Genomic DNA, 24965 nt, shown 5'->3' on the forward strand with positions numbered 1-24965 from the left:
TTATTCGCTCCTTTTTGCCGGGGGCGCGGAGACGTCCCCCGTGAGATCGTAGGTCATCATGGTCTCGCCGGATTGCGGCTGATCCAGCCTGTCCTTGTGGCGCATCGACATGTGCACGTCGCGCACCCCGGCTTCCCAGTGCTCGACCATGGCCACGTGCGAGAAGTCGTAGTCCTTGGACGAGGATTCGTAGTTCTTGCTGCGATAGATCAGGTGCACCACGGTGACCGTGCTCTCACGAGATGCCTTCGCAAGGAATTCGACGGAAGGGTCGTTCTTGAGATAATCGGGCAATTTGGAAATCAGGTCGCGCACCGCCCGGCGGGCGTTGTGGATCTGCTTGTTCTTGTCGGTGTTCATCCGCGTGCGGCTGGAGAAGCGGATGTCCTTCTCGCGCTCGGTGGCCTCGAGCAGCGAATTCGGCAAATCGCCGCGGGCACTGAACAGATCGACCTGGAAGATCAGCATGTCGCGATCGACCTCGGCATCGAGCACGTAGTCGAGCGGCGTGTTGGAGGCAATGCCGCCGTCCCAATAGTGCTCGCCGTCGATGATCACGGAGGGAAAGCCCGGCGGCAGCGCGCCGGAGGCCATGACGTGCTCGGGGCCGATCTTCTTGCCGAGCTTCTTGAACTCGTAATTGTCGAAATACTTGAAATTGCCCGAGGTGACGCCGACCGCTCCGACGGAGAAGCGCGTCTTGAGGTCGTTGATGCGGTCGAAATCGACCAGCCGCTCCAGCGTCTTCTTCAGCGGCGCGGTGTCGTAATAGCTCTCGGCCTGCGGGCTGCCGGGTGGCCACATCGGCGCGGGCGGCACACGCGGGACGAAGAAGCCGGGCACGCCGAAGGTCGCGATCAGCGCGGCACTGGTCGAATTGAACAGCTCGCGGCTGTGGTCGCTCTTGCCGATCGGCTTCCACGGCACCGGCGCCGAGACCATCTCCCAGAATTCCTTCAGCCGCTTGACGCGGGTATGGCCCTCATTGCCGGCGATGATGGCGGCGTTGACCGCGCCGATCGAGATACCGGCAACCCATTCGGGCTCGAAGCCATAGCCGCACAGCGCCTGATAAGCGCCGGCCTGGTACGAGCCGAGCGCGCCGCCGCCCTGCAACACCAGGACGCGTTGCGCATTTGCGGGGACGCTGGCGGATTCCGGGCTGGTATGATCTGTCATGCGGGAACAATAGCAGATGGCAAGCGACCGTGGCGACAGTCCGCCGCGGCGTCAATGCATCCCGGGATCAAGTCTGGCTTATCGGGGGTCCGTCGAGGCCAGGATCATGGTCCAGAACACCTTGTACTTGGTGTTCGGAGCATAGCCGGCCGCTATGCCCAATTTTGTGACACCGCTCTTGAGCATGTTGGCCCGGTGCGGGGGCGAGTCGCGCCAGCCGGAAAACGCTTCCGCCAGCGTATGATAGCCGGCCGAAACGTTTTCGACTGCCACGGTCGCCGGATAGCCGCCGGTACTGAGCCGCTTGGCCAGGGGCGCGCGAACGTCATGGTCCATCTTGTTCGCCGCAGCCATCGCCTGGGACTGGGATTCGGCGAGCCGCATCAAATCGGGATCGATGACGACGGTGCCAAGGCCATTGTTCTGGCGGTATTGCGAGATCATCACCGCGGCCGCCGGCGCGTCGAGCTTGGCGCCCGGGACCGCCATATCGGCATACATCGACGGCTGCTGAACCGGCGCTTCGTTGCCGGCACAGCCGGCGAGCAGCAAAGTGATGAGAATTGCGGCCGCAGCGCGCATGAATCGAGGCCCCCAAATGAGGGGCCGTTGTTGCATACCAACCGTGGCTGAAAGGTGAATTTTGAGGAAAATTTGCCCTTCCGCGCGGCCTCAGGCACCCGCAAATATCCGGTAGCGGCGCGGATTGAGGCCGATGGTGTCACCGGCCCTGAGTTCCTTGTCGCGGGGGGCGTCGATCTCGATGGTCTCGCCGCCTGACAAGGCGACCTCCGCTCGCTGCACCGGCCCGAAATTCCGGACATGTTGAACCGCGCCCTCGAAGGCGCCGCTGCCGGGCGGACCGACCTGCATGTCATGTCGCCGCACGAACAGTTTTGACGCGCCAGGCGCAAGACCGTCTGCCGCAAGTTGAAGCGGCCGGTCGCCGAGCCTGATCACGCCGGCTTCGACTCGGACCGGCAGCTCGATGGATTCGCCGATGAAGCCATGGACGAAGGCCGTCGCGGGGCTTTCGTAGACGTCGTCTGGCGAGCCGATCTGCTCGATCCTGCCCTTGTCCATCACCACGACGCGGTTGGCGACTTCAAGCGCTTCCTCCTGGTCGTGGGTGACGAAAATCGAGGTGACGTTGATCTCGTGATGCAGGGAGCGCAGCCATTTGCGCAGCTCTTTCCGCACCTTGGCATCGAGCGCGCCGAAGGGCTCATCGAGCAAGAGGATGCGCGGCTCGATCGCAAGCGCGCGGGCCAGCGCGATGCGCTGGCGCTGGCCGCCGGAGAGCTGGCTCGGATAGCGGTCGGCAAGCCAGTCGAGCTGCACGAGGTCGAGCAGTTCCTTGACGCGCGCACGAATGGTCGCTTCATCCTTGCGAACCGCGCGCGGCTGCACGCGGAGGCCGAAAGCGACGTTCTCGAACACCGTCATATGGCGGAACAGCGCGTAGTGCTGGAACACGAAGCCGACGTGCCGTTCGCGCGCGCCTTGCGCCAGCGCATCCTCGCCGTTGAAGAAGACTTCGCCGGAGTCGGGCCAGTCGAGGCCGGCGATGATCCGCAGCAGCGTGGTCTTGCCTGAGCCCGAGGGTCCGAGCAGCGCCAGCAGCTCGCCATTGTCGACCTTGAGGTCGACGCCATCGAGGGCTTTGAAGCTGCCGAACTTCTTGACGAGATTCCTGACTTCAATGGTCACTTGCGTCCTGTCCTTCGTCCAGATGACGTTCGAGAACGGTCTTTGCGATCAGCGTGATCAGCGCCAGCATCGCCAGCAGCGAGGCGATCGCAAACGCTGCGACGAACTGGTACTCGTTGTAGAGGATCTCGACCAGCAGCGGCATGGTGTTGGTCTCGCCGCGGATGTGGCCGGAGACGACGGAGACCGCGCCGAACTCGCCCATCGCGCGCGCGTTGCAGAGCAGGACGCCGTAGAGCACGCCCCATTTGATGTTGGGCAGCGTGACGCGGAAGAAGGTCTGAAGGCCGGAGGCGCCGAGCGAGATCGCGGCCTCCTCCTCCTGGGTGCCCTGCTCCTGCATCAGGGGGATCAGCGCGCGCGCCACGAACGGGAAGGTCACGAAGGTGGTGGCCAGCGCAATGCCGGGCACGGCGAACAGGATCTGGATGTCGTGATCCCTGAGCCAGCCGCCGAAATAGCCCTGCGCGCCGAACAGCAGCACGAAGACCAGGCCCGAGATCACCGGGCTCACCGAGAACGGCAGGTCGATCAGCGTGATCAGGAATGTCTTGCCGGAGAATTCGAACTTGGCAATGGCCCAGGCGGCGATCAGGCCGAACAGAAGATTGAGGCCGACCGAGATCGCCGCCACCAGCAGCGTCAGCCGGATCGCAGCCAGCGCCTCCGGTTCCGACAATGCGGCGAGATAGGCCGCGATGCCCCTGGAAAAGGCATGCGCAAACACCACGACCAGCGGCAGCACGACGAAGACGACGAGGAACGCGACCGCGATTCCGATGATGACAAGGCGCACCGCCTTCGGCTCGGTGCGGATGTTGTCCCGCGCGGCCGCGCGTGCGTCGACGTTGGGCGGCGAGATCGAGACCAAATCGGCGACCTGCATCGTCATCGTTCCGTCCTCACCGCTCCGCGCCCCGGCGCTCGGCCCAGCGCTGCAACCGGTTCACGGCGAAGATGACGGTGAAGGAGACGACGAGCATGACCACCGCAATCGCCGTTGCATCGGCATAGCGGAATTCCGAGAGCCTGATCACGATCAGCAATGGCGCGATCTCAGAGACGTTCGGCAGATTGCCGGCAATGAAGATCACCGAGCCGTATTCGCCGACGGCGCGGGCGAAGGCGAGCGCGAGGCCGGTGAGCAGCGCCGGCGCGAGCGATGGCAGGATCACCCGGACGACGGTCTGCCAGCGGCTCGCTCCCAGGCTGCCGGCGGCCTCCTCGATCTCGGGATCGAGATCCTGCAGCACCGGCTGCACCGTGCGGACCACGAAGGGAATGCCGATGAAGATCATGGCGACGAAGATACCGAGCGGCGTGAACGCGACCTTGATGCCGAGCGCAGCAAGCGGCGCACCCAGCCAGCCTTTCTCGGCGAACAGCGAGGTCAGCGCGACGCCGGCAACCGCCGTCGGCAGCGCGAAGGGGACGTCGACGATGGCATCGAAGATTCGCCGGCCGGGAAAGCGGTAGCGCACCAGCGCCCAGACGATGATGCTGCCCATCACCAGATTGACGCAGGCTGCCGCAAAGGCGAGGCCGAACGAAACCCTGAGCGCGTTCAGGGTGCGGCGGCTGGAGAGGATGTTCCAGAACTGCTCGGGGCTGAGCTCGAGCGATTTCAGGAACAGGCCGGCGAGCGGAATCAGGATGATGATAGACAGCCAGGAAAGCGTCAGCCCCATGGTGAGACCGAAGCCCGGCAATGTCCGGCGTCGTGCTGCGAGTGCGCTCACCAGGCCCTCTGCTCAAGCCTCCTACGACAGCGCCCGATCAGTTCTTGTAGATCTGATCGAAAACGCCGCCATCGGCAAAATGTTCCTTCTGCGCCTTGGTCCAGCCGCCGAACACGTCGTCGATCGTGAACAGCTCGACCTTTGCGAAGGAGTTTTCATATCTCTTAGCGATCTCGGCATCGCGTGGCCGGTAGAAATTGCGCGCTGCGATCTCCTGGCCTTCCCTGGTGTACCAGTACTGAAGGTAGGCATCGGCGGCGTTGCGGGTGCCTTTCCTGTCGGCAACCTTGTCCACGATCGCGACCGGCGGCTCGGCGAGGATCGACAGCGGCGGCGCCACGATCTCGAACTTCTGCGGACCGAATTCCTTGAGCGCGAGATAGGCCTCGTTCTCCCAGGCGAGCAGCACGTCGCCGACGCCGCGCTCGACGAAGGTTACGGTGGCGCCGCGCGCACCGGTGTCGAGCACCGGCACCTGCTGGAAGAGCTTTCCGACGAACTCCTTGGCCTTGTCGGCCGATCCGTATTTCTTCTGCGCAAAACCCCAGGCCGCCAGATAATTCCAGCGCGCGCCGCCCGACGTCTTCGGGTTCGGCGTGATCACGGCAACGCCCGGCTTGAGCAGATCGTCCCAGTCCTTGATGCCCTTGGGGTTGCCCTTGCGCACCAGGAACACGATGGTCGACGTGTAGGGCGATGAATTCTGCGGCAGACGCTTCTGCCAGTCGGCCGCGGTGAGACCTTTGCCGGCGATGGCGTCGATGTCATAGGCCAGCGCCAGCGTCACCACGTCGGCCTGCAATCCGTCGATCACGCTGCGCGCCTGCGAACCGCTGCCGCCATGCGACTGCTTGATCTCGACGCTCTTGCCGGTTTCCTTCTGATAGGCACCAGCAAACGCCTTGTTGAACTCGGCATAGAGTTCGCGCGTCGGATCGTACGACACGTTCAAAAGATTGATGTCAGCGGCGAGAGCCGAACCTGCCCAAAGTAGTGCGGCCGCGAGCGGAACGATACGACGCATCATCTCCATCTCCATTCACCTCGACGGCATCGGCGCCGTCGATGGCATGCGGGCATAACTCGGGGCGAAACGCTCTTAAGTCAACGGAACCGGATTTTCTTGTTCGTAGCCGGACAGCCTGACTGTGCTACGAAGTCTTCATCGTATGGATGCCGCATTCTGTCTTGGCCCGGCCGCGCCAGCGACCGGCGCGCGCATCCTCGCCCTCAGTCGTTCTGCTCGTGCAAGGCATACACCCAACCGACAGGAAACCGGAGGCGGCCAGCGGATGACGCGGCAATTTGGCGCGGACGAAGATCGCCTCGAGTTCCTCGCGCGAGACATTGGCGAAGGGGTTGAACTTCAACCGCACGCCGTCGTCCTCGACCACGGGAATGTCGGTGCGCGCATTGCCCTGGAAGCGCTTGCGGCCGTTGAGCCAGGCATCGAACGGCTTCAGCGCGCGAGAGAGCGGCTCGACCTTGCGGATACGACAGCAGGCGTCGGGATCGGAAAACCAGAGGTCGCGCTCAGGATCCTCGCGCGACAAGGCTTCCTCCGCCGGCTTGATCGAGCGGACGTCCTTCAGGCCGAGCGTCGCGATCAGCGTATCGCGATAGGCCAGTGTCTCCTCGAACAGCCAGCCGGTGTCGAGAAAGATCACCGGGATTGCCGGATCGACATCCGCCATGACTTTCAGCAGCGTCGCCGATTCCGTGCCGAAGGACGACACCAGTGCGAGCTTCTCGCGCCCGACCGCCTTCAGGGCCGCCGCGATGATCTCCGCGGGCGAAGCATCGCGCAAAGCGCGATCGAGCTCCTCCGCTGGAGGCAGCGCAGAGACGGGCGTCGACGAAACCTGAGGCGCGATGGCGTTCACGTGCCGACACCTTCGGAGTGGCGCAGCTGCATGCGCCGGTGCAGCGCCGTGATCCGGCCGTCGCCGGTCGGCTGGTAGAACACCGAATAGCGCTTGGCGGTCTGCATGAAGGCGTCCGCGTCGGCCTGCTTCTTGACCTCGAAGGCATCGAAGCCGGCACGCAGCATGAACACGAACTGGTCGCGCAGCACCTGTCCCGTCGCACGCAGCTCGCCGCGATAATTGTAGCGCTCGCGCAGCAGCCGCGCCTGGCTGTAGGCGCGTCCATCGCGGAAGCTCGGAAACACCAGCGCGACCACGGCGATCCTGCCGAGATACGGCACGAGCTCGGCGATGTCGCGGTTGTTCGGCCAGATCACGCCGAGCCTGCCCGCACGCTCGAGCAGCGCATCGGCTTCGCTCAGGAAACGCTCGGCCGGCACCAGGATGTCGCCGCCCTCGGGCAGCGGCGTGTCGACGGCGAGCTTGACGAAGCCGTCCGCGGCGATCTTTCCGCCGTTAACGAGTGGCATAGACGCGCTCCTTGAAGGGTTCGACGCCGAGGCGCTTCACCGTGTCGACGAACAGCTCTTCCGGCCGCTCGCGCAGCGCGAGATAGGCTTCCACGATGTCCTCGACGACATCGGCGACCTCGTCGAACTTGACGCCGGGGCCGATCAGATTGCCGAGCGCGGCGCTCTCGTCGGCACGGCCGCCGATGGTGATCTGGTAGACCTCCTCGCCGTTCTTCTCGACGCCGAGAATGCCGATATGGCCGACATGGTGATGGCCGCAGGCGTTGATGCAGCCGGAGATGTTGATGTGGAGACGGCCGATCAGATTGGCCAGCTCGTGGTTGGCGAAGCGCCGCGTCAGCTCCTGCGCGATCGGGATCGAGCGCGCATTGGCCAGCGAGCAATAGTCGAGCCCCGGGCAGGCGATGATGTCGGTGATCAGATTGACGTTCGGCGTGGCCAGCCCGAGCTTGTCGAGCGCCTTCCACAGCGCCGGCAGGTCGCGCTTGGCGACGTGCGGCAACGCCAGGTTCTGCTCATGGCCGACGCGGATCTCCCCGAAGGAATATCTGTCGGCGAGATCGGCCAGCGCATCCATCTGCTCGGCTGTGGCATCGCCGGGAGGTCCGCCGATCGGCTTCAGCGAGATCGTGACGATGGAATAGCCCTGGTTCTTGTGCGCGGCCACCGAGTTCTTGCGCCACGCCTCGAAATCAGGGTCAGCCGCGGCCTGCCGCAGTTCGTCCGGCATGTGCGGCAGCTTCTCGTAAGCCGGATAGGTGAAGCGCGAGCGGATGTCCTCGATCACCTCGTCGTCGATCTGGAGCGAGGAGTTGCGGATGTGCTGCCACTCCTCCTCCACCTCGCGGGAGAATTTCTCGATGCCGAGCTCGTGCACCAGGATCTTGATGCGCGCCTTGTAGATGTTGTCGCGGCGGCCGTACTGGTTGTAGACGCGCAGGATCGCCTCGATGTAGCTGAGGATGTCGCGGCCGTGCACGAAGTGCTTAATGGCCTTGCCGATGAACGGCGTGCGGCCGAGACCGCCGCCGACCAGAACCTCGAAGCCGGTCTCGTTCTTCTCGTTCTTGGTCAGGCGCAGGCCGATGTCATGGATCTTGATCGCGGCCCGGTCATGGTCCGACGCGGTGATCGCGATCTTGAACTTGCGCGGCAGGAACGAGAATTCCGGATGCAGCGTGGTGTGCTGGCGGATCAGCTCCGACCAGATGCGCGGATCCTCGATCTCGCCCGGCGCGACGCCGGCCCACTGGTCCGAGGTGACGTTGCGCATGTTGTTGCCGGAGGTCTGCATCGCGTGGATGCCGACCTCGGCGAGATCGGCCAGCGCGTCCGGCAGATCCGACAGCTTGATCCAGTTGAACTGGATGTTCTGGCGCGTGGTGAAATGGCCGTAGCCGCGGTCGTATTTGCGCGCGACATGGGCAAGCTGCCGCAGCTGGTTCGACGCCAGCGTGCCGTAGGGAATCGCGACGCGGAACATGTAGGCGTGCAGTTGCAGATAAACGCCGTTCTGCAGGCGCAGCATCTTGAATTCGTCTTCGGTGAGCTCGCCCGAGAGACGTCGCTGCACCTGGTCGCGGAATTCCGAGACGCGCTCATTGACCAGCGTGCGGTCGATTTCGTCGTAAGCATACATAAGAAATTGCCTTGCAGCTTCGCCTTAGGCCTGAGCCGGCAGGTCGATGGTCGCGCCCGCGCGGCGGATCTCTTCGCGCAGATTGCCCGGAAGGATCTTGCCGTCATCGTCGACTTGCACCGGCGCGATATAGGGACCGATCGCTCCGACGTCATCGGCGATCGACTCTGCGAGCAACACTTTCGCCTCGTCGGCGTTTCTCACGATCGCGGCATCAGCCAGTTGTTCCGACCAACCCTTGGCGGTGGTGCGGTAGATCACGACGCCATCCCAGGTGCGGTTGGCGGTGACGACGGAAGGACCAGTGACTTTGAGTTTCTGTTGCAGGGGGGAAGTCATTCGGCAGCATCCAGGAGGTCAGAGATGATTTGCTTGGGTGTTTGGCGACGCAGGGAGCCGGCATGCCGGACCACGTCGCCGATGACGAGAATGGCAGGACCGCCATGGATCCGCCGCACCAGTTCGGGCAGGTCGCGCAGCGTGCCGATCGCGCCTTGCGCATCGGGCCGCGTGACACGGGCGAACACGCCGACCGGCGTCTCCGGCGAACGACCGGCCGCGAACAGGCCGGCGCGCACGGCCGGTGCCGCGGTCATACCCATGTAGACGACGACGGTCATCCTGGTGTCGGTCAGCGTCGACCAGTCCACGGCTTCCGCATCGCGCGCCTTGTGCGCGGTGAGGAAGGTGATGCGGGTCGCTTCATGACGATAGGTCAGCGGCACCTCGAAATCGGCGGCGCCGCCGAGCCCGGCGGTGATGCCGGGAATGATCGAATAGGCAACGCCCGCCGTGCGCAGCGCTTCGACCTCTTCGCCGCCGCGACCGAACACGAAGGGATCGCCGCCCTTCAGCCGTACCACGCGCTGGCCGGATTGCGCGGCCTCGATCATGCGCCTGTTGATGGCGTCCTGGCCGATGCCCGGCTTGCCGACGCGGCGGCCGACCGGCACGCGCGTCGTATCGCGACGGATGCGGTCGAGAATTTCAGGAGAAACCAGTTCGTCATGGAAGACGATGTCGGCATCCTGCAATGCGCGCAGGGCCTTGATGGTGAGCAGATCCGGATCGCCGGGGCCGGCGCCGACCAGCGCGACGGAGCCTTCCGGCTTGTCGGCGCGCGCAAACGCGGAGGGATCGGAAATGGCCTTGAGCGCCGCGTCCGCTTCGCTCCTGCGGCCCGCGAGCACGGCGGCGCCGATCGGACCGTCGATGACGCGCTCCCAGAAGCGGCGGCGCAGCGGAAACTCGGCGATGCGCTCGTTGATGGATTTGCGGAAACCGCCGATGAACTCGGCGAGTTCGCCGATGCGCGCCGGAAGCAGCGCCTCGATCTTCTCGCGCACGCGCCGCGCCACCACGGGCGAGGTGCCGCCGGTACCGACCGCGACCACGACATCGCCGCGATCAACGATCGCCGGGAAGATGAAGCTGGAATGCTCGAGGTCGTCCATGACGTTGACGGGCAGGCCGAGCGCCTTTGCCCGCGCCGACATCGCAACGCCGACATCGCCCGCGCCTGCGCAAACGACAGCGATGACGCCTGCGAGATCGGCGGTGAGCGGATCACCGGCCGCGATCTCGATGCGTGCCGCGTCCTCGGAGCCGAGGCCCAGATCATGATTGCCGTCGATCGCATGCACGCGAATGCGCGCGCCGGCAGCGCTGAGCACGCGCAGCTTGGCGCGCAAAAGCTCACCCGCGCCGATGAGAATCACCGGACCGGCGTTGAGATCGAGGAACACGGGCAAGAACCGCATACGATACTCGCTTCCCCCACATCCGGGGTTGACTGGAATTATTTTCTATATATGTGTCGTTTCGAGCGTGCAAAGAGAAAATTTCTTCTTCTCTTCTGCATCGCAACTATAGAATTTTCGCCTCCAAACGCAAAGTGGCAGAGATGCATCTTCTCAGGACCGATTCCGGTGCAGATGGACGGGACTCCCGCCCTCCCGTTTCCGAGCAAATTCCCATCGCGCTGACCGCGCCCAGCATGGACCATCTGGACCAGCTCGAGGCGCAGAGCATCTACATTTTCCGCGAAGCCTTCGCCCGCCTGAAGAAGATCGCCCTGCTGTGGTCGCTCGGCAAGGATTCCAACGTCATGATCTGGCTGGCGCGCAAGGCGTTCTTCGGCCGCATGCCGTTCCCGGCCCTCCATGTCGACACCGGCAAGAAGTTTCCGGAGATGTATCGCTTCCGCGATCATTACGGGAAGGAGTGGGATCTCGACCTGCGCGTCGAGCCCTGCCCGCCCATCGATGCCGTCGACCCAACGCTGCCGCCGGCCGCCCGTTCCGCCGCGCGCAAGACCGAGGGCCTCAAGATGGCGCTCGGCAAATACGGCTTCGACGGCTTGATCGCCGGCATCCGCCGCGACGAGGAGGCAACACGTGCCAAGGAGCGCGTGTTCTCGCCGCGCGGTCTCGAAGGCAATTGGGACGTGCGCGACCAGCCGCCGGAATTCTGGGATCATTTCAACGCCTCGCCGCCGCAAGGCGCGCATTTGCGCATCCATCCGATCCTGCATTGGACCGAGGCCGACATCTGGGCCTACACCAAGCGCGAGAACATCCCGATCATCCCGCTCTATCTGTCGAAAGACGGCAAGCGCTACCGCTCGCTGGGCGATCAGGACATCACCAATCCGGTTGTTTCGACCGCATCGACCATCGACGAGATCCTGGTCGAGCTCGAACAGACCAAGGTGCCGGAGCGCGCGGGACGCGCGCTCGACCACGAGACCGAGGACGCTTTCGAGCGCCTCCGCGTCGCCGGCTATCTCTGACCCCAGGACGCAACGCGGCCATGAACATGATCGTCACCTCCGCTTCGCCCGCGACCCCGAACGGCACCACGCGTCCGCAGGTCCGCATCGTCATCGTCGGCCATGTCGACCACGGCAAATCGACGCTGGTCGGCCGCCTCCTGCACGAGACCGGCAGCCTGCCCGACGGCAAGCTCGAGATGCTCAAGGCCGTCAGCGCCCGGCGCGGCATGCCGTTCGAATGGTCGTTTCTGCTCGATGCGCTCCAGACCGAGCGCGACCAGGGCATCACCATCGACACCACGCAGATCCGCTTCCGTACCAATTCGCGCGACATCGTCCTGATCGACGCGCCCGGCCACGCCGAATTCCTGCGCAACATGATCACCGGCGCCTCGCAGGCCGACGGCGCGGTGCTGATCATCGACGCGCTCGAAGGCGTGCGCGACCAGACCAGGCGGCACGGCTATCTGCTGCATCTGCTCGGCGTGAAGCAGGTCGCGATCGTCGTCAACAAGATGGACCGCGTGGATTTCTCCGCCGATCGCTTCCAGGCGATCAGCGACGAAATTTCCGCGCATCTGCAAGGCCTCGGCGTGACGCCGACGGCGGTGATCCCGATTTCCGCGCGCGACGGCGACGGCGTCGCCGAGCGCACCGACCGCATCGGCTGGTACAAGGGACCGACCGTGGTCGAGGCGCTGGACCGGCTCGAGCCGGCGCGGCCGCTGGAAGCGCTGGCGCTGCGGCTGCCGGTGCAGGCGATCTACAAGTTCGACGACCGCCGCATCGTGGCGGGCCGCATCGAATCCGGCAGCCTGATTGCCGGCGACGAGATCGTGATCATGCCGGCCGGCAAGATCGCCAGGATCAAGACCGTCGAGAGCTGGCCGGTGACGCCGGTCGCCGGACGGCAGGGCGCGGGCCGCTCGGTCGGCATTACGCTCGACCGCGAATTGTTCATCGAACGCGGCGACATCGTCGCGCACACCGGCTCCGCCCCGCGCGAGACGCGCCGTCTGCGCGCGCGCATCTTCTGGCTGCACGACAAGCCGCTGGCCAAGGGCGACCAGCTCCTGGTCCGCTGCGGGCCGAAGGAAAGCCGCGCCACGGTCGTCGCGATCGAGAAGGCGGTCGATCCCGGCGAATTGTCGAGCGTCGAGAACAAGGCGATCGGCCGCAACCATGTCGGCGAGATCGACATTTCTCTGTCGAGCCCGATTGCCACCGATCCCTACACGGAAAATCCGCGCACCGGTCGTCTCGTGATCGAGGTGTCCGGACGTATCGCCGGCGGCGGCCTCGTACTGTCGGTCGATGCCGGCCAGCGTGCCGTGCCTGTCGATATCGTGCCGGTGGAATCCGCGCTGCGCCTCGACGAGCGCTCTGCGCGCTACCGCCACAACGGTGCCGTGGTCTGGCTCACCGGCCTGCCGGCCTCCGGCAAGTCGACGCTGGCCAAGGCACTGGAACGGCGGCTCTTCACCAATGGCGGCTCGCCGATCCTGCTCGACGGCGACACGCTGCGCGCCGGGCTCAACAGCGATCTCGGCTTCTCCGCCACCGACCGCAGCGAGAACATCCGCCGCCTCGCCGAGGTCGCGACGCATCTCGCCCGCAACGGCCACATCTCCATCGTCGCTGCCGTCTCGCCCGCCCGCGAGGACCGCGCCACCGCGCGCCGCATCGCCGATACCGCGTTCCGCGAGATCCATGTCGCGACGCCGGCCGGCGTCTGCGAAGAGCGCGATCCGAAGGGTCACTACAAGAAGGCCCGTGCCGGCGCGCTGGCCTCGTTCACCGGCATCGGCAACGACTACGAGGCGCCGCAGGCGGCCGAGCTCGTGATCGACACCTCGACACGGACGGTCGCCGAGGCAGCCGACGAGATCGAACAGATGCTGAAGTCGACCGGCGTGCTGTTCGACGAAGTCGTGGATCTCGCCGCGAATATCTGAGGGGCGCGCTCCTCTTGAGGGAGCACACTCGGCGCCACACCACCGGTGTCGCCCTGGCGAAGGCCAGGACACATACTGCGTGATTTATCCGTTGGGCTCGGTCGCAGTACCAAACGACGAGTCTTCGCCAAACCCCTCCTTGGGGTAATGGGTCCTGGCTTTCGCCAGGACGACAGATGTGGCTCCCACCCTTCCTTGACATTTTGACAGACGTCGGAGGCCTTCTCACCGCCCCGATTTTGGGGCTAATAGGACCCCGAAAGCCGCTCCCTGGAGCGCATTTTGCTGCTGTCGGGTCAAAAGCAGCCAAAAAACAGCCATTTCCAACAAGAAAGACCATCATGAAACGCGTCGACGCCCACGGATTGAAGATCGCTCCCGTCCTGTTTGACTTCATCGCCAAGGAAGCGGCCCCGAAAACGGGGATCGCGCCGGATGCGTTCTGGGCCGGGGTTGCCGCCATCATCAAGGAGCTGGGGCCGAAGAACCGGGCCCTGCTGGCAGTGCGCGACACGCTGCAGGCCAAGATCGACGACTGGCACCGCGCCAACAAGGGCAAGGCGTTCGACCTCGACGCCTACACCGCCTTCCTGAAGGAGATCGGCTATCTGGTCCCGGAGCCGGCGACGCAGAAGGTCGAGACCGCCAATGTCGACGAGGAGATCGGCAAGATCTGCGGCCCGCAGCTCGTCGTGCCCCTCACCAATGCGCGCTATGCGCTGAATGCGGCGAACGCGCGCTGGGGCTCGCTCTATGACGCCTTCTACGGCACCGACGCGATCCCGCACGACCCGTCCGAGGGCGGCAAGGGTTACAACAAGGCGCGCGGCGACAAGGTGATCGCGAAGGCAAAAGCCTTCCTCGACGCAGCCGTGCCGCTCGCGACCGGCAGCCACACCGACGTCACCGCCTACAGCATCGTCGCGGGCCAGCTCGCGGTGAAGCTGAAGAGCGGCAACGCGACCGCGCTGAAGAACGCAGCGCAGTTCGCCGGCTTCCAGGGCGATGTGGCCGCGCCGAGCGCCGTGCTGCTCGTCAACAACGGCCTGCATGTCGAGGTGACGATCGACCGCAGCAGCGCGATCGGCAAGGACGATCCGGCCGGCGTCGCCGACATGGTCATGGAAGCCGCGGTCTCGACCATCCTCGACATGGAGGACTCGGTCGCCGCGGTCGATGCCGAAGACAAGGTGCTGGTCTACCGCAACACGCTCGGCCTGATGAACGGCACGCTCTCGGCCGACTTCGAGAAGGGCGGCAAGACGCTGACCCGTTCGCTCAATGCCGACCGCAGCTACAAGACACCGGACGGCAAGGGCGAGGTCAAACTGCACGGCCGCAGCCTGCTCCTGATGCGCAATTGCGGTCACCATATGTTCACCGATGCGGTGCTGGACGAGAAGGGCGAAGAGGTCCCCGAAGGCCTGCTCGACGCCGCCGTCTCGGGGCTTCTTGCCATTCATGACTTGAAGGGCAACTCCAAGGTCAAGAACAGCCGCACGGGATCTGCCTATATCGTCAAGCCGAAGATGCACGGCCCGGACGAAGTGTCGTTCACGTGCGAGATCTTCGACCGCGTCGAGAAGATGCTGTCGCTGCCCGAGAACACGCTCAAGGTCGGCATCATGGACGAGGAGCGCCGGACCACGGTCAACCTGAAGGCCTGCATCCAGCGCGCCTCCAAGCGCATCATGTTCATCAACACCGGCTTCCTCGATCGCACCGGTGACGAGATCCACACCTCGATGGAAGCGGGTCCGATGATCCGCAAGAACGAGATGAAGGCGCAGGCCTGGATCAAGGCCTATGAGGACTGGAACGTCGACATGGGCCTGATCGACGGATTGCCCGGCCATGCCCAGATCGGCAAGGGCATGTGGGCGGCGCCCGACAAGATGGCGGACATGCTTCAACAGAAGCTCGCCCATCCGCAGGCCGGCGCCACCACCGCCTGGGTCCCCTCGCCGACCGCCGCGACGCTGCACGCGCTGCACTACCACCAGGTCAACGTCGTCGCGCGGCAGCAGGAGCTGACCAAGGGCGGACCTCGCGCAAAGCTGTCCGACATCCTCACCATCCCGGTGTCGAAGTCGAACTGGGCGCCCGACGACGTCAAGCAGGAGATCGACAACAACTGCCAGGGCATTCTCGGCTATGTCGTGCGCTGGATCGACCAGGGCGTCGGCTGCTCCAAGGTGCCCGACATCCACGATGTCGGGCTGATGGAAGACCGCGCTACCTTGCGCATCTCCAGCCAGCATCTCGCCAACTGGCTGCATCAGGGCGTGATCACCGAGGCGCAGGTGATGGAATCGCTCAGGCGCATGGCCGTCGTCGTCGACAAGCAGAACGCGGGCGATGCCATCTACAAGCCGATGGCACCCGCCTTCGACGGCGTCGCCTTCAAGGCCGCCTGCGACCTCATCTTCAAGGGCCGCGAGCAGCCGAACGGCTACACCGAGTACATCCTGACTGCGCGCCGCCGCGAGGCCAAAGCTATTGGCTGACAAGGCGGCGGGCTGAGCCCGGTCACCGAAACGTCAAAAGCCCCGGCACGCGCCGGGGCTTTTTTGTTGGGCACCCGTGGATGGGCAAAGGCCGGCGGGCGAAACGTCGCGGCGCGCGCAGGAACGGCGGCGCGCCGCTCGCGTTGTCAGGTCATCAACCACGGGAGATGATGGTCATGGACTGGAATCGTATCGAAGGAAACTGGAAGCAGTTCAAGGGATCGGCCAAGGAGAAGTGGGCCAAGCTCACCGACGACGACCTCGCAGTGATCGAGGGACGCCGCGAACAGCTCGAAGGCCGGCTCCAGGAGCGCTACGGCAAGGCCAAGGACCAGGTTCGTCAGGACGTCGACGACTGGCTCAAGACGCTGCACTAGCACCGATACGGCAAATAAGGCCCCGGCTCACGCCGGGGCTCTTCATTGGACGATCCCTCGGGACCTTGATTGTGGCATCACGGATATCACTGTGGCTCATCCGCGCGTCGCCCTCGCTAGAACACCGTGAGATATTTCAACAGCGACACCACGCCGATGATGATCACGATCACGCGCGCGATCTGCTTGGCGCGGCCATCCATGGGCAACATGTTGATGAGATAGAGCACGAGAATAACGACGAGAAAGGTAACGAGTACGCCGACCAGCATCGCGAGGCCCCCTTCAGGCAAATTGCTAACGATGTCCTAACGCCCGTCTCGCGCGCCGGTTCCATTTCGGCAACTCACTACAACTTCTGGTAAATGCGTACTTCTACCAGCAGGCCGACTGCATAAAACTTTACCCTTTTCCTTTCAGATGCAGACACCGTTTGGGCCCCGCGGCGCAAACGGCATGCGATTGCCGATCTGCCACGCCCCCTTTTGTCGATGTTGCCGGGCGTCGTCACGAACTTTGCGATGGGAATTTGGGGGACTTCGATGCTCAATCGTCTGACCGTATCCGCGCTGCTGAAAGCGGTGATCGCGATCACCTCGGTCTGCGTGGTGATTGCGCTCTCGCTCACCGCCCATGAATCCTGGGATCGGCTGAAGACCGCCAACCGCATCTCGCAGATTGCGGACGCCTCCGCCGATCTGTTCAAGGCGATGCACAATCTGCGCACCGACCGCTCGACCACGACGCGGCTCCTCAACTCGACCGAACCGATGGACCCGGAGATCGAGAAATATCTGCGCGCGATCCGGGACGCCGAGATGCCGGCGATGGTCCACGCGCTGGAGCTGTTGCCGACCATGGACTTTCCGCAGTCCGGCATGCTGGTGCCGGAGCTGGCGCGCCTCCACAAATTGCTGAGCGAGGAGCAGAAGCAGTTCTGGGAAGACGTGGCCAAGCCCAAGGACCAGCGCCGTGCGGGCCTGCCGAAGGAATATATGGAGACGACGCAGGGTCTGCTCGAAACGCTCGACAAGCTCTCGAACGTCCTCGCCGCCACCGTCAACCACCAGGACGCCGCGATCGACCAGTTGCTGTCGATCAAGCAGAGCGCCTGGCTGCTGCGCAATACCGCGGGTGAAGCGTCGCTGATCATCTCGACCGGACTCAATGCCGGTCGCATCACGCCGGAGGCCCGCCTCGTCTATACCCAATTCGTCGGCGGCACGGCCGCGATGTGGAAGGCGCTGGAATTGTCGACGTCAGGCATGCAGCTGCCGCCCGCACTGTCCTCCGCCATGACGACGGCCAAGACGGCCTATTTCGATCCGCAATATCTGACCCTTCGCGACCGACTGGCCAATACGCTTGTCAACGGTGAAAAGGCCGAGATGACTGCGAACCAATGGACACCGGTCACGGTGGGCCGTCTGGCCAGCGCGGTTGCCGTCGCCGAAACGGCACTCGACGCCGCCAAGAGCCATACGCTGGAACAGCGCGGCGCGGCTCAACGCGCACTCATCGTGCAGCTCGCACTTCTGGCGCTCGCCATCGCCCTCGCCGTCAGCGCCATCATGCTGGTCAATCGCCGCGTCATCCATCCGCTCAACACCATCCGCGACGCCATGCTGAAGGTCGCCGGCGGCGACCTTGCCGTGGACAGCGGCTATCTCGACCGCAATGACGAGATCGGCGCGCTCGCCGGCGCGCTGGAAGGCTTCAAGCAGCAGGCGGGCGACAAGCTCAAGATCGAGGAGCAGGAGCGCGAGCGCAATGCGGGTGCTTCGGCGCGCCAGCGTGCGATCGAAACTTATGTCGGCGAGTTCGAGGGCGCGGTGCGCAAGACGCTCGGCGAATTGAGCGAGGCCTCCGGCGAGATGCGCAAGACCTCGGGCGATCTGTCCGCCGTGTCGCGCCAGACCAACGACCGCGTACAGGTTGCCGGCAAGGCCTCCAACGACGCCTCCATGAGCGTCGACAGCGTGGCCGCCGCCGCCGAGGAGCTCTCCGCCTCGATCAACGACATCAGCCAGCAGGCGGCCCATGCCGCCGGCATCGCCGGCCGCGCCGTCACCCAGGCGCGCGAGACCGACGGCACCGTGCAGGGCCTGGCGAAATCCGCCGGCCGGATCGGCGAGGTCGTCGGCCTCATCAACACCATTGCGGCACAGACCAATTTGCTCGCACTCAACGCCACGATCGAGGCGGCACGCGCCGGCGACGCCGGCCGCGGCTTTGCCGTGGTCGCCTCCGAGGTGAAGTCGCTGGCGAGCCAGACGGCCAAGGCGACCGAGGAAATCTCCGAGCAGATCGCCGACATCCAGCGGGTGGCCGGCGATGCCATCAACGCGATCCAGACCATCGGCGGCATCATCGGCGAGGTGAACGAGGTCGCGACCGCGATCGCGGCCGCCGTGCAGGAGCAGGGCGCGGCGACGCAGGAGATCACCCGCAGCACGCAATATGCGGCGCAGGGCACCAAGAACGTCTCCGACAACATCACAGGCGTCAAAGCCGATGCGGATGCCGCCGCGGCCGCTGCGGACAACGTGAAACACGCCTCCGAGATGCTGGAGAGCCAGAGCCGCCAGCTCGGCGAGGACGTCACCGGCTTCCTGGGCAAGATCCGCGCGGCGTAGGGCACGCTGGCGCAACACGCTCGGTGTCGTCCTGGCGAAAGCCAGGACCCATAACCACCGGCCTCTGCAGTGGGCAGGCAGGTCGGTATCTGCGTGCCGCCAGTCTGGGATTCGGGGTAATGCGTCCTGGCTTTCGCCAGGACGACAGGGGCTACTCCTTGGCCACCACCGGCACCTGGCGGAACTTGGCGCGGACCGAGTCCGGCAGCGGGGAGAAGTTCATCGCCACGCCGCGGCGGTCGTTGGCGTTGCGGCTGGCAACCACCAGGCCATCGCTGCCCGCGACGATGTCGCCCTTGCGCAAGGTGGGATCGTCCTCGACCTTGATCTGGGCGAGGCCGGCCGAATTCTTGCCGTTGCAGGTGCAGCCCGACACGATCTCGTTGCGGTAGCGGAAAGCGTTCGGCAGCTCGGAATAGGACTTTCCGCCCTCGGTCGTCGCGTCGTCGATGTTGCTGCCATAGACCAGCGAGGTTTCCGCGGCCGGGCAGAAGCTCTTGCAGGATTGCGCCTTGCTCTCCGCGTCATTTCCTTGCGCCGGGAAGTAGCGACCATCGCAGCCGCGCACGCAATAGGCGGCACCACCGCCATAGGAGGCCCGCTGGCGCGGCATGTCATCGTTCGGGAACGGTAGACGGATTTCCGGCGGCGGCCGCGTCCGGAAGCCGCCGAACAGCGCCGAGAAGAAATCCTCCGCATGCGCGGACGGTGCCAGGGCAAGACCGGCGGCGGCGACGATCAGGATCGCCGTACCGCCCGCCAGCCTGCCAATCAGACGTCTGCTCATGTGACCTCACTCAATCCTTAGTTCACTGCCGACGTCGTGACGTTCAGCGCCTGCCGGCCCGAAGGCAGCGTGGTCACCGCCGGTCGCTTGCGCCAGGAATCGCTCCCTCGGTCGCCGCCTTTCGCCATCAGGGGCGCGTTCTTCGGCAACACCACGACCTTGGTGCCGACGCTGACGCGGCTGAAGAGATCGCTGACGTCCTCGTTGGTCAAACGGATGCAGCCGGAGGAAACGAACTTGCCGATGGTGGAGGGGTCGTTGGTGCCGTGGATGCGGTATTCGCTCGAGCCCAGATACATCGCGCGCGCGCCGAGCGGATTGCCGGGACCGCCGGCGACGAAGCGCGGCAGATAGGGCTGGCGCGCGATCATCTCCGCCGGCGGATGCCAATCCGGCCACTCCGCCTTGCGGCTGACGCTCTGCACGCCGGACCATGTGAACCCCTCGCGGCCGACGCCGACGCCGTAGCGGATGGCGCGGCCGTTGCCGAGCACGTAATACAGGTAGGTATTGCCGGTATCGATCACGATAGTGCCGGCCGGCTCGCTGCGGTCGAAGCTGACGATCTGCTTGCGCAGGCGGTCGGGCAATTGGGCATCCTCGTCCGCTTGCGGCGCCTCGCTCGTGTAGCCCTGCGAATAGGTCTGATCCTGCGGGTACCCCTGCGGCTGCATCGGCGCATAGCCCAGCGTTTGCGCACCTGCGCTGCCGGACGCAGCGACCAGAACCGTGGCGGCGAAAGCGCTGACGGCGCGCGGCGAGAAGCGACGGACTGGAGAGACCTTGGTCATGTGCTGCCCCGTTGGATGTATGCATCGCGAGTGATGCGGCTTCCCAACAAACGCAGCCGAACCGGCTCAAGTTCCATCGCTCGATGCGGCGACCATGTCACAGTCAAGCGAGCGCAACTTCACGAGGCCGCGATGGAACCGCAGTGCTGCTCCGGCGTTTCCTGTTGACCTATGGGCGCCCGGAGACCTCCGTGCGGGAGAGATATTGTGCGCGTCCTTCCCAGTGAACGTCTGCTTTCCGGCAACAACGAGGGCGCCCCGCTTCCCGACAGTCGCAGCGAGCTGCCGCCGATCGTCCGCCGCACCGAGTTCGTTGCCTATGCGCTCGCCGGCCTGCTCCTGATCGCCACTATCGCGGTGCTCTATTTCGCCAAGGCGTTCTTCCTCCCAGTGGTGATGGCCGTCGTCGCCGGTACCATGCTGTCACCGGCGGCGAGTTTCCTGGAACGGCGTCACGTGCCGCGCGCTCTCGGCGCAGTTCTGATCGTGATCGCGGTGACGACGGTGGTCGCCTTCGTCGTCGCGCTGATTGCCGTGCCGGCAATGGAGTGGAGCTCGCGCCTGCCGGAGCTGGGCGCGCAGTTGAAGGAGAAGCTGCATGTCTTCGACCGGCCGCTGGCGCTGTGGAAGGAGCTGCAAACCATGGTCGGCGGGTCCGAGGGGCTGCCAAGCCTCCCGCTGCCGAAAGCCGAATGGGTGCAGCCGATGCTGGAATTCCTCTCGCCGACCTTCGCCGAATTCCTGCTGTTCTTCGCCACCCTGATCCTGTTCATCGCAAGCTGGCGCGACCTGCGGCGGGCGCTGATCATGAATTTCGGCGACCGCGACGCGCGGCTGCGCACGCTGCGGATTCTCAACGAGATCGAGGTCCACCTCGGCAACTACCTGTTGACCGTCACCGTCATCAATATCGGCGTCGGCATCGCGACCGGCATCGTCTGCGCGATCACCGGCATGCCAAACCCGGCCGGGCTCGGCGCACTGGCGGCCGCGCTCAACTTCATCCCGATCATAGGACCGGTCGCGATGTTCATCGTCCTGGTCGTGGTGGGACTCGTCGCCTTCCCGACCATCGGCGGCGGACTGATGGCGGGGCTCGCCTTCGGCGGCATCACCTTCCTGGAAGGGCACTTCGTCACGCCGACCATCATCGGCCGGAGACTGGCGCTGAACGCGCTCGCCGTCTTCATCGCGCTCGCGTTCTGGACCTGGCTGTGGGGCCCGATGGGCGCGTTCCTGTCGTCGCCGCTGCTGATCGTGGGGCTGATCCTGAAGGAGCATCTGTTGCCGGAGAATTCGCCGCAGCTCCCGCAGGCGTGACGGGCTCCCGCGAACGGAACTTACCCCACAACGAAACGTTTTCCGCTCATCTCACCGCCAACAGTTCGGAGCCTGTCATGTCAATAACCGACGGCGAAACCAGGATGAGAGACTGGACTGACAAAGCCACCGCAGAACGCCTCGAGAAGGATGTAGCAGCCGTGAAAAACGATATCGCCGCCCTCACCGACCAGATCACCGACGCGCTCAACACGTTCGCCAATTCCGCGGGAAAGCAAGCCCGGCGCGGCTACAAGCAGGCCCGCGAGAACATGGATTCGACGCTCGACGACATGTCCGAGCGCGGCAGCGCCATGATGGGCGCGGCGCAGGATGCCTATGGCTCGCTCGAGGAGACGCTGGAGGACACCATCACCGCGCGGCCGCTCGCGACCGTCGGTATTGCGCTCGGCATCGGCTTCCTGATCGGCGCCGCCTGGCGCCGGTAGAACGCGGGACGGACCCTGAGATCGCGGCGGCAAGGCCGCCGCCGCCTCGGGCTTGTGGGGGATTGAGGAGCAAGGCATGTTTCAGCGCATTATCAACGGCATCAGCGCATCGACGGGGACGACGGTCCGTCTGACGTCGCTCGCCGCAGGCGCCGCATTCGCGCTGTTCATCACGACGTGCTTTCTTTGCGCGGCCGCGTTCATCTCGGTGCTGGAAAAATACGGCCCGGTGCAGGCCTGCCTCGCCGGCGCCGGCATCTTCTTCCTGCTGACGCTCACCGTGGCGGGCACCTATTGGGGCTACAAGCGCGAGGCGCAGAAGCGCGCCCGGATCGCCGCCGAACGCGCCGCGAAGTCGGCGGCCCCGAGCATGCTCGCCGATCCCATGCTGCTTGCCACGGGGCTCCAGATCGTTCGCGCCATCGGAGTGAAGCGGCTGCTGCCGATCCTGGCGATCGGCGGCGTCGCACTCGGAATCATGGCAAGCCGGGCCGGTGTCTCCGACGAAGCATCGGCTGAGCCTGCCGAGTGACGGCGCGGGCGCCGTGCCCGACATGACTTACGCCCCGCTGCGGCAGGGCGATCGGCCCGAGCGCACCGATCGTGAATCTCACACCGCCGGGCCGCCGAGCTCTGAGGCGCGGACCGCGACCGCAGAGTAGACCGTGCTCCCTTTGCAAAAATTGCGTCCCAGGCAGGCCAAACGCGCACGCGCGAACGCACCGGCGGACCTTGCGTAATTTTTCACCAGTTAGGACGAACCGGCCCCACTCACGCAAACGCTACTCGGATAGGCAGGCGGTTGCCGGTAAAAGCATCACCCTGATTCTCAAAGCTATTTTACTCAATGAAACCGTCCGTCAAGGCGAACCTCGCCGCATTCCATCACGACGCCAGGCTCTATCTGACGCTGGGCATCGCCAACTGGTCGGTGTTCGTCGACCACATCCCGAACAACGTCGTCAATCTGCTGACGCTGCGCAATTTCGGCTTCAGCGGCGCCGCCGACCTGTTCGTGTTCGTGGTGGGTTATGGCGTCGCCATCATCCACGGCAGGATGGCGCTGGAGCGCGGCTATGTCGTCGCGGCGACACGCATCTTTCGCCGCGTCTGGCGACTCTACGCCGCCTATGTCGTGCTGTTCGTGATCTATATCGACACCATCGCCTACGTGGCCTCGCAATCGATGGCGCCGGAGATCATCCACGAATACAACATCTCGGGCATTCTCGAGCATCCGCTGCGCATCCTGGTCCGCGGCCTCGTGCTCCAGGAAGAGCCGCTGAACCTCGACCTGCTGCAATTGATGATCCCGCTGATGGCGTTCTTCCCGTTCGCGCTGTGGGGCCTGCTGCGACGGCCGAACCTGACGCTGGCGGCATCGGTCGCGCTATACGTCGCGGCGCGCTGGTTCGACTGGAATTTCAGGGTCTATCCGGACCAGGAGTGGACCTTCAATCCGCTGTGCTGGCAGATGCTGATGGTGCTGGGCGGCTGGTTCGCGGTGACAGGCTCGCCCGGGCGCGCGCTGCACGGCATGTCCTGGCTGCGGATCCTCGCGGGCGCCTATCTCGTCTTCGCGATGGCCGTCACCCTGATGCGCCACGTGCCGGCGCTGTCCGCCTATTTGCCGGATCTGCTGCTCAACAGCATCGCGCCGACCGACAAGGAAAACCTCGCACCCTATCGGGTGATCCACTTCCTCGCGCTCGCGTTCATTGCGACCCATCTCATTCCGGCCGATCATCCCGGCCTGAAATGGCGGCCGCTTCGGGCGGTGATCATATGCGGCGAGGAATGGCTCGCGGTGTTCTGCGTTGCCGTGTTCCTCTCTTTCGCCGGTCACCTCATCCTGATCACCGGGCCGAACCTGGTGGTGATGCAGGTCGCGGTGAGCGTCATTGGCTTCGCCGCGATGACAGCGGTCGCCTATTACATCACCTGGTCGAAGCGACAGGACCTGCCTGCGGCCCTCCGGCAGCAGGCCTGACCACATGATAATCGTGCGATTCTGCTAGGCCGAGAGCTGTGGCTGCGCTATGCGGAGTGACTCTGCGTATGGGTGCTCTGCGTAAGGAGATTTGGCGTGGCGATGGCGAAAGGCGGGGGTGACGAGGCTGACAGCGCGCCCCGGCGCGGGCGGCCGCGGTCGATCGAGACCACCCATGCCATCCTCGAAAGCGCCTATGCGATGATGGCCGCCACCGGTCTTGCCGCCACCACCATCGACGCGGTCGCGCGCCACTCCAGCGTCTCCAAGATGACGATCTACAAATGGTGGCCATCGCGCGAGGCGCTGCTGATCGACGCCTTTCTCCATCACGCCGCGCAGATGCTGCCGCTGCCCCCCGAGAGTTCCGGCACACCCGCGGCACGCGCGCGCCGCCACGCCGCAGCCTATGCCGAGGCGCTCCAGGGCGAGTTCGGCAAGGTCCAGCTTGCCGTCATCTCCGAATGCATCTCGAAGACCGGCTCGGCGGAGCTGTTCTATGCGCGCTATCTGCAATTCCGCCGCGACGCGCTGGTGGAGATGATTGCGGCGGGCCAGAAGGACGGCAGCATCCTGGCCACGGCGGCGCCCGAGGATCTCTATGATGCGATCTATGGCGCTCTGTTCTATCGCTACGTCTTCGGCATCGCGCCGATCACGCCGGCCTACGCACGCAACCTGGTCGACCTGGTGTTGCGGCCGAAGGGATAGCCGC

General features: G+C 64.9%; 24 protein-coding genes. 10 read left to right on the forward strand and 14 right to left on the reverse strand.

The window, feature by feature from the left end; genetic code table 11:
- The 11 genes from AC1RUR_RS14470 to cysG all read right to left on the reverse strand — a co-directional run bounded on the left by AC1RUR_RS14470 (position 1) and on the right by cysG (position 10425).
- Complete coding sequence (locus AC1RUR_RS14470; protein ID WP_492845001.1) at positions 1-1179, reverse strand: DUF3734 domain-containing protein; 1179 nt, start codon at positions 1177-1179, stop codon at positions 1-3.
- A 78-nt stretch (positions 1180-1257) separates the two neighbouring features.
- A complete protein-coding gene (locus tag AC1RUR_RS14475) occupies positions 1258-1761 on the reverse strand; it encodes a CAP domain-containing protein (protein WP_492845003.1) in 504 nt (167 codons plus the stop codon).
- A 90-nt stretch (positions 1762-1851) separates the two neighbouring features.
- Positions 1852-2889 (reverse strand): sulfate/molybdate ABC transporter ATP-binding protein, encoded by a 1038-nt coding sequence (locus tag AC1RUR_RS14480; RefSeq protein WP_492845005.1) that lies wholly within the window; start codon positions 2887-2889, stop codon positions 1852-1854.
- A complete protein-coding gene (gene cysW, locus AC1RUR_RS14485; protein ID WP_492845007.1) occupies positions 2879-3781 on the reverse strand; it encodes a sulfate ABC transporter permease subunit CysW in 903 nt (300 codons plus the stop codon). The genes AC1RUR_RS14480 and cysW overlap by 11 nt, the downstream gene beginning before the upstream one ends.
- 10 nt (positions 3782-3791) lie before the next feature.
- Positions 3792-4628, reverse strand: coding sequence for a sulfate ABC transporter permease subunit CysT (cysT, locus tag AC1RUR_RS14490; protein WP_492845009.1), 837 nt, complete (start codon positions 4626-4628; stop codon positions 3792-3794).
- Between the two features lie 37 nt (positions 4629-4665).
- Positions 4666-5667 carry a sulfate ABC transporter substrate-binding protein gene (locus AC1RUR_RS14495; RefSeq protein ID WP_492845011.1) on the reverse strand — a complete coding sequence of 334 codons (1002 nt, stop codon included), beginning with the start codon at positions 5665-5667 and terminating at the stop codon, positions 4666-4668.
- A gap of 112 nt (positions 5668-5779) precedes the next feature.
- Entirely contained in the window at positions 5780-6511 is a 732-nt protein-coding gene (locus AC1RUR_RS14500) for a phosphoadenylyl-sulfate reductase (RefSeq protein WP_492845013.1), read from the reverse strand.
- Positions 6508-7023 carry a DUF934 domain-containing protein gene (locus tag AC1RUR_RS14505; protein WP_492845015.1) on the reverse strand — a complete coding sequence of 172 codons (516 nt, stop codon included), beginning with the start codon at positions 7021-7023 and terminating at the stop codon, positions 6508-6510. Before AC1RUR_RS14505 ends, AC1RUR_RS14500 begins: the two co-directional genes overlap by 4 nt.
- A complete protein-coding gene (locus AC1RUR_RS14510; protein ID WP_492845017.1) occupies positions 7010-8665 on the reverse strand; it encodes a nitrite/sulfite reductase in 1656 nt (551 codons plus the stop codon). The genes AC1RUR_RS14505 and AC1RUR_RS14510 overlap by 14 nt, the downstream gene beginning before the upstream one ends.
- Positions 8666-8689: 24 nt before the next feature.
- Positions 8690-9004, reverse strand: coding sequence for a DUF2849 domain-containing protein (locus AC1RUR_RS14515; protein WP_492845019.1), 315 nt, complete (start codon positions 9002-9004; stop codon positions 8690-8692).
- Positions 9001-10425, reverse strand: a complete 1425-nt coding sequence (gene cysG, locus AC1RUR_RS14520) for a siroheme synthase CysG (RefSeq protein WP_492845021.1) — start codon at positions 10423-10425, stop codon at positions 9001-9003. Before cysG ends, AC1RUR_RS14515 begins: the two co-directional genes overlap by 4 nt.
- Positions 10426-10661: 236 nt before the next feature.
- Between cysG and cysD the strand changes: the two genes are divergently transcribed.
- The 4 genes from cysD (at position 10662) to AC1RUR_RS14540 (ending at position 16277) form a co-directional block, all read left to right on the forward strand.
- A complete protein-coding gene (gene cysD / locus AC1RUR_RS14525) occupies positions 10662-11456 on the forward strand; it encodes a sulfate adenylyltransferase subunit CysD (RefSeq protein ID WP_492845023.1) in 795 nt (264 codons plus the stop codon).
- Between the two features lie 20 nt (positions 11457-11476).
- Positions 11477-13393 (forward strand): adenylyl-sulfate kinase, encoded by a 1917-nt coding sequence (gene cysC / locus AC1RUR_RS14530; RefSeq protein WP_492845025.1) that lies wholly within the window; start codon positions 11477-11479, stop codon positions 13391-13393.
- A 341-nt stretch (positions 13394-13734) separates the two neighbouring features.
- Positions 13735-15900, forward strand: a complete 2166-nt coding sequence (locus tag AC1RUR_RS14535; protein ID WP_492845027.1) for a malate synthase G — start codon at positions 13735-13737, stop codon at positions 15898-15900.
- Between the two features lie 176 nt (positions 15901-16076).
- Positions 16077-16277 carry a CsbD family protein gene (locus AC1RUR_RS14540; RefSeq protein ID WP_492845029.1) on the forward strand — a complete coding sequence of 67 codons (201 nt, stop codon included), beginning with the start codon at positions 16077-16079 and terminating at the stop codon, positions 16275-16277.
- A gap of 116 nt (positions 16278-16393) precedes the next feature.
- On the opposite strand, the gene AC1RUR_RS14545 is transcribed toward AC1RUR_RS14540, so the two are convergent.
- Positions 16394-16549 (reverse strand): Thivi_2564 family membrane protein, encoded by a 156-nt coding sequence (locus AC1RUR_RS14545; RefSeq protein WP_042335954.1) that lies wholly within the window; start codon positions 16547-16549, stop codon positions 16394-16396.
- Between the two features lie 270 nt (positions 16550-16819).
- Between AC1RUR_RS14545 and AC1RUR_RS14550 the strand changes: the two genes are divergently transcribed.
- The gene (locus tag AC1RUR_RS14550; RefSeq protein WP_492845032.1) at positions 16820-18913 is read left to right on the forward strand and encodes a methyl-accepting chemotaxis protein; all 2094 of its coding nucleotides are present in this window, start codon (positions 16820-16822) and stop codon (positions 18911-18913) included.
- 151 nt (positions 18914-19064) lie between these two features.
- On the opposite strand, the gene AC1RUR_RS14555 is transcribed toward AC1RUR_RS14550, so the two are convergent.
- The gene (locus AC1RUR_RS14555) at positions 19065-19700 is read right to left on the reverse strand and encodes a DUF2865 domain-containing protein (RefSeq protein WP_492845034.1); all 636 of its coding nucleotides are present in this window, start codon (positions 19698-19700) and stop codon (positions 19065-19067) included.
- Positions 19701-19717: 17 nt separating this feature from the next.
- Positions 19718-20491: a L,D-transpeptidase gene (locus tag AC1RUR_RS14560; RefSeq protein ID WP_492845036.1), complete on the reverse strand. Its 774-nt coding sequence runs from the start codon at positions 20489-20491 to the stop codon at positions 19718-19720.
- Positions 20492-20698: 207 nt separating this feature from the next.
- Between AC1RUR_RS14560 and AC1RUR_RS14565 the strand changes: the two genes are divergently transcribed.
- The 5 genes from AC1RUR_RS14565 to AC1RUR_RS14585 all read left to right on the forward strand — a co-directional run bounded on the left by AC1RUR_RS14565 (position 20699) and on the right by AC1RUR_RS14585 (position 24961).
- Positions 20699-21811, forward strand: a complete 1113-nt coding sequence (locus AC1RUR_RS14565) for an AI-2E family transporter (RefSeq protein WP_492845037.1) — start codon at positions 20699-20701, stop codon at positions 21809-21811.
- A 77-nt stretch (positions 21812-21888) separates the two neighbouring features.
- Positions 21889-22260, forward strand: a complete 372-nt coding sequence (locus AC1RUR_RS14570; protein ID WP_492845039.1) for an ElaB/YgaM/YqjD family protein — start codon at positions 21889-21891, stop codon at positions 22258-22260.
- A gap of 76 nt (positions 22261-22336) precedes the next feature.
- A complete protein-coding gene (locus AC1RUR_RS14575; protein ID WP_492845041.1) occupies positions 22337-22792 on the forward strand; it encodes a hypothetical protein in 456 nt (151 codons plus the stop codon).
- 315 nt (positions 22793-23107) lie between these two features.
- Positions 23108-24250 carry an OpgC domain-containing protein gene (locus AC1RUR_RS14580; protein ID WP_492845043.1) on the forward strand — a complete coding sequence of 381 codons (1143 nt, stop codon included), beginning with the start codon at positions 23108-23110 and terminating at the stop codon, positions 24248-24250.
- Between the two features lie 102 nt (positions 24251-24352).
- The gene (locus AC1RUR_RS14585) at positions 24353-24961 is read left to right on the forward strand and encodes a TetR/AcrR family transcriptional regulator (RefSeq protein WP_492845288.1); all 609 of its coding nucleotides are present in this window, start codon (positions 24353-24355) and stop codon (positions 24959-24961) included.
- The last annotated feature ends 4 nt before the right edge of the window (positions 24962-24965 follow it).

Source organism: Bradyrhizobium sp. GW821-FHT12B03 (assembly GCF_058807535.1).

Excerpts from the sequence above, each read along its gene's own strand:
- AC1RUR_RS14515 (WP_492845019.1), bottom strand. The coding sequence starts at position 9,004 with ATGACTTCCCCCCTGCAACAGAAACTCAAAGTCACTGGTCCTTCCGTC.
- AC1RUR_RS14470 (WP_492845001.1), bottom strand. The coding sequence starts at position 1,179 with ATGACAGATCATACCAGCCCGGAATCCGCCAGCGTCCCCGCAAATGCG.
- cysD (WP_492845023.1), top strand. The coding sequence starts at position 10,662 with ATGGACCATCTGGACCAGCTCGAGGCGCAGAGCATCTACATTTTCCGC.
- AC1RUR_RS14545 (WP_042335954.1), bottom strand. The coding sequence starts at position 16,549 with ATGCTGGTCGGCGTACTCGTTACCTTTCTCGTCGTTATTCTCGTGCTC.
- AC1RUR_RS14505 (WP_492845015.1), bottom strand. The coding sequence starts at position 7,023 with ATGCCACTCGTTAACGGCGGAAAGATCGCCGCGGACGGCTTCGTCAAG.
- AC1RUR_RS14495 (WP_492845011.1), bottom strand. The coding sequence starts at position 5,667 with ATGGAGATGGAGATGATGCGTCGTATCGTTCCGCTCGCGGCCGCACTA.
- cysG (WP_492845021.1), bottom strand. The coding sequence starts at position 10,425 with ATGCGGTTCTTGCCCGTGTTCCTCGATCTCAACGCCGGTCCGGTGATT.
- AC1RUR_RS14535 (WP_492845027.1), top strand. The coding sequence starts at position 13,735 with ATGAAACGCGTCGACGCCCACGGATTGAAGATCGCTCCCGTCCTGTTT.
- AC1RUR_RS14570 (WP_492845039.1), top strand. The coding sequence starts at position 21,889 with ATGTCAATAACCGACGGCGAAACCAGGATGAGAGACTGGACTGACAAA.
- AC1RUR_RS14580 (WP_492845043.1), top strand. The coding sequence starts at position 23,108 with ATGAAACCGTCCGTCAAGGCGAACCTCGCCGCATTCCATCACGACGCC.
- AC1RUR_RS14510 (WP_492845017.1), bottom strand. The coding sequence starts at position 8,665 with ATGTATGCTTACGACGAAATCGACCGCACGCTGGTCAATGAGCGCGTC.
- cysC (WP_492845025.1), top strand. The coding sequence starts at position 11,477 with ATGAACATGATCGTCACCTCCGCTTCGCCCGCGACCCCGAACGGCACC.
- AC1RUR_RS14585 (WP_492845288.1), top strand. The coding sequence starts at position 24,353 with ATGGCGAAAGGCGGGGGTGACGAGGCTGACAGCGCGCCCCGGCGCGGG.
- AC1RUR_RS14540 (WP_492845029.1), top strand. The coding sequence starts at position 16,077 with ATGGACTGGAATCGTATCGAAGGAAACTGGAAGCAGTTCAAGGGATCG.
- AC1RUR_RS14475 (WP_492845003.1), bottom strand. The coding sequence starts at position 1,761 with ATGCGCGCTGCGGCCGCAATTCTCATCACTTTGCTGCTCGCCGGCTGT.
- AC1RUR_RS14555 (WP_492845034.1), bottom strand. The coding sequence starts at position 19,700 with ATGAGCAGACGTCTGATTGGCAGGCTGGCGGGCGGTACGGCGATCCTG.
- cysW (WP_492845007.1), bottom strand. The coding sequence starts at position 3,781 with ATGACGATGCAGGTCGCCGATTTGGTCTCGATCTCGCCGCCCAACGTC.
- AC1RUR_RS14575 (WP_492845041.1), top strand. The coding sequence starts at position 22,337 with ATGTTTCAGCGCATTATCAACGGCATCAGCGCATCGACGGGGACGACG.
- AC1RUR_RS14550 (WP_492845032.1), top strand. The coding sequence starts at position 16,820 with ATGCTCAATCGTCTGACCGTATCCGCGCTGCTGAAAGCGGTGATCGCG.
- AC1RUR_RS14560 (WP_492845036.1), bottom strand. The coding sequence starts at position 20,491 with ATGACCAAGGTCTCTCCAGTCCGTCGCTTCTCGCCGCGCGCCGTCAGC.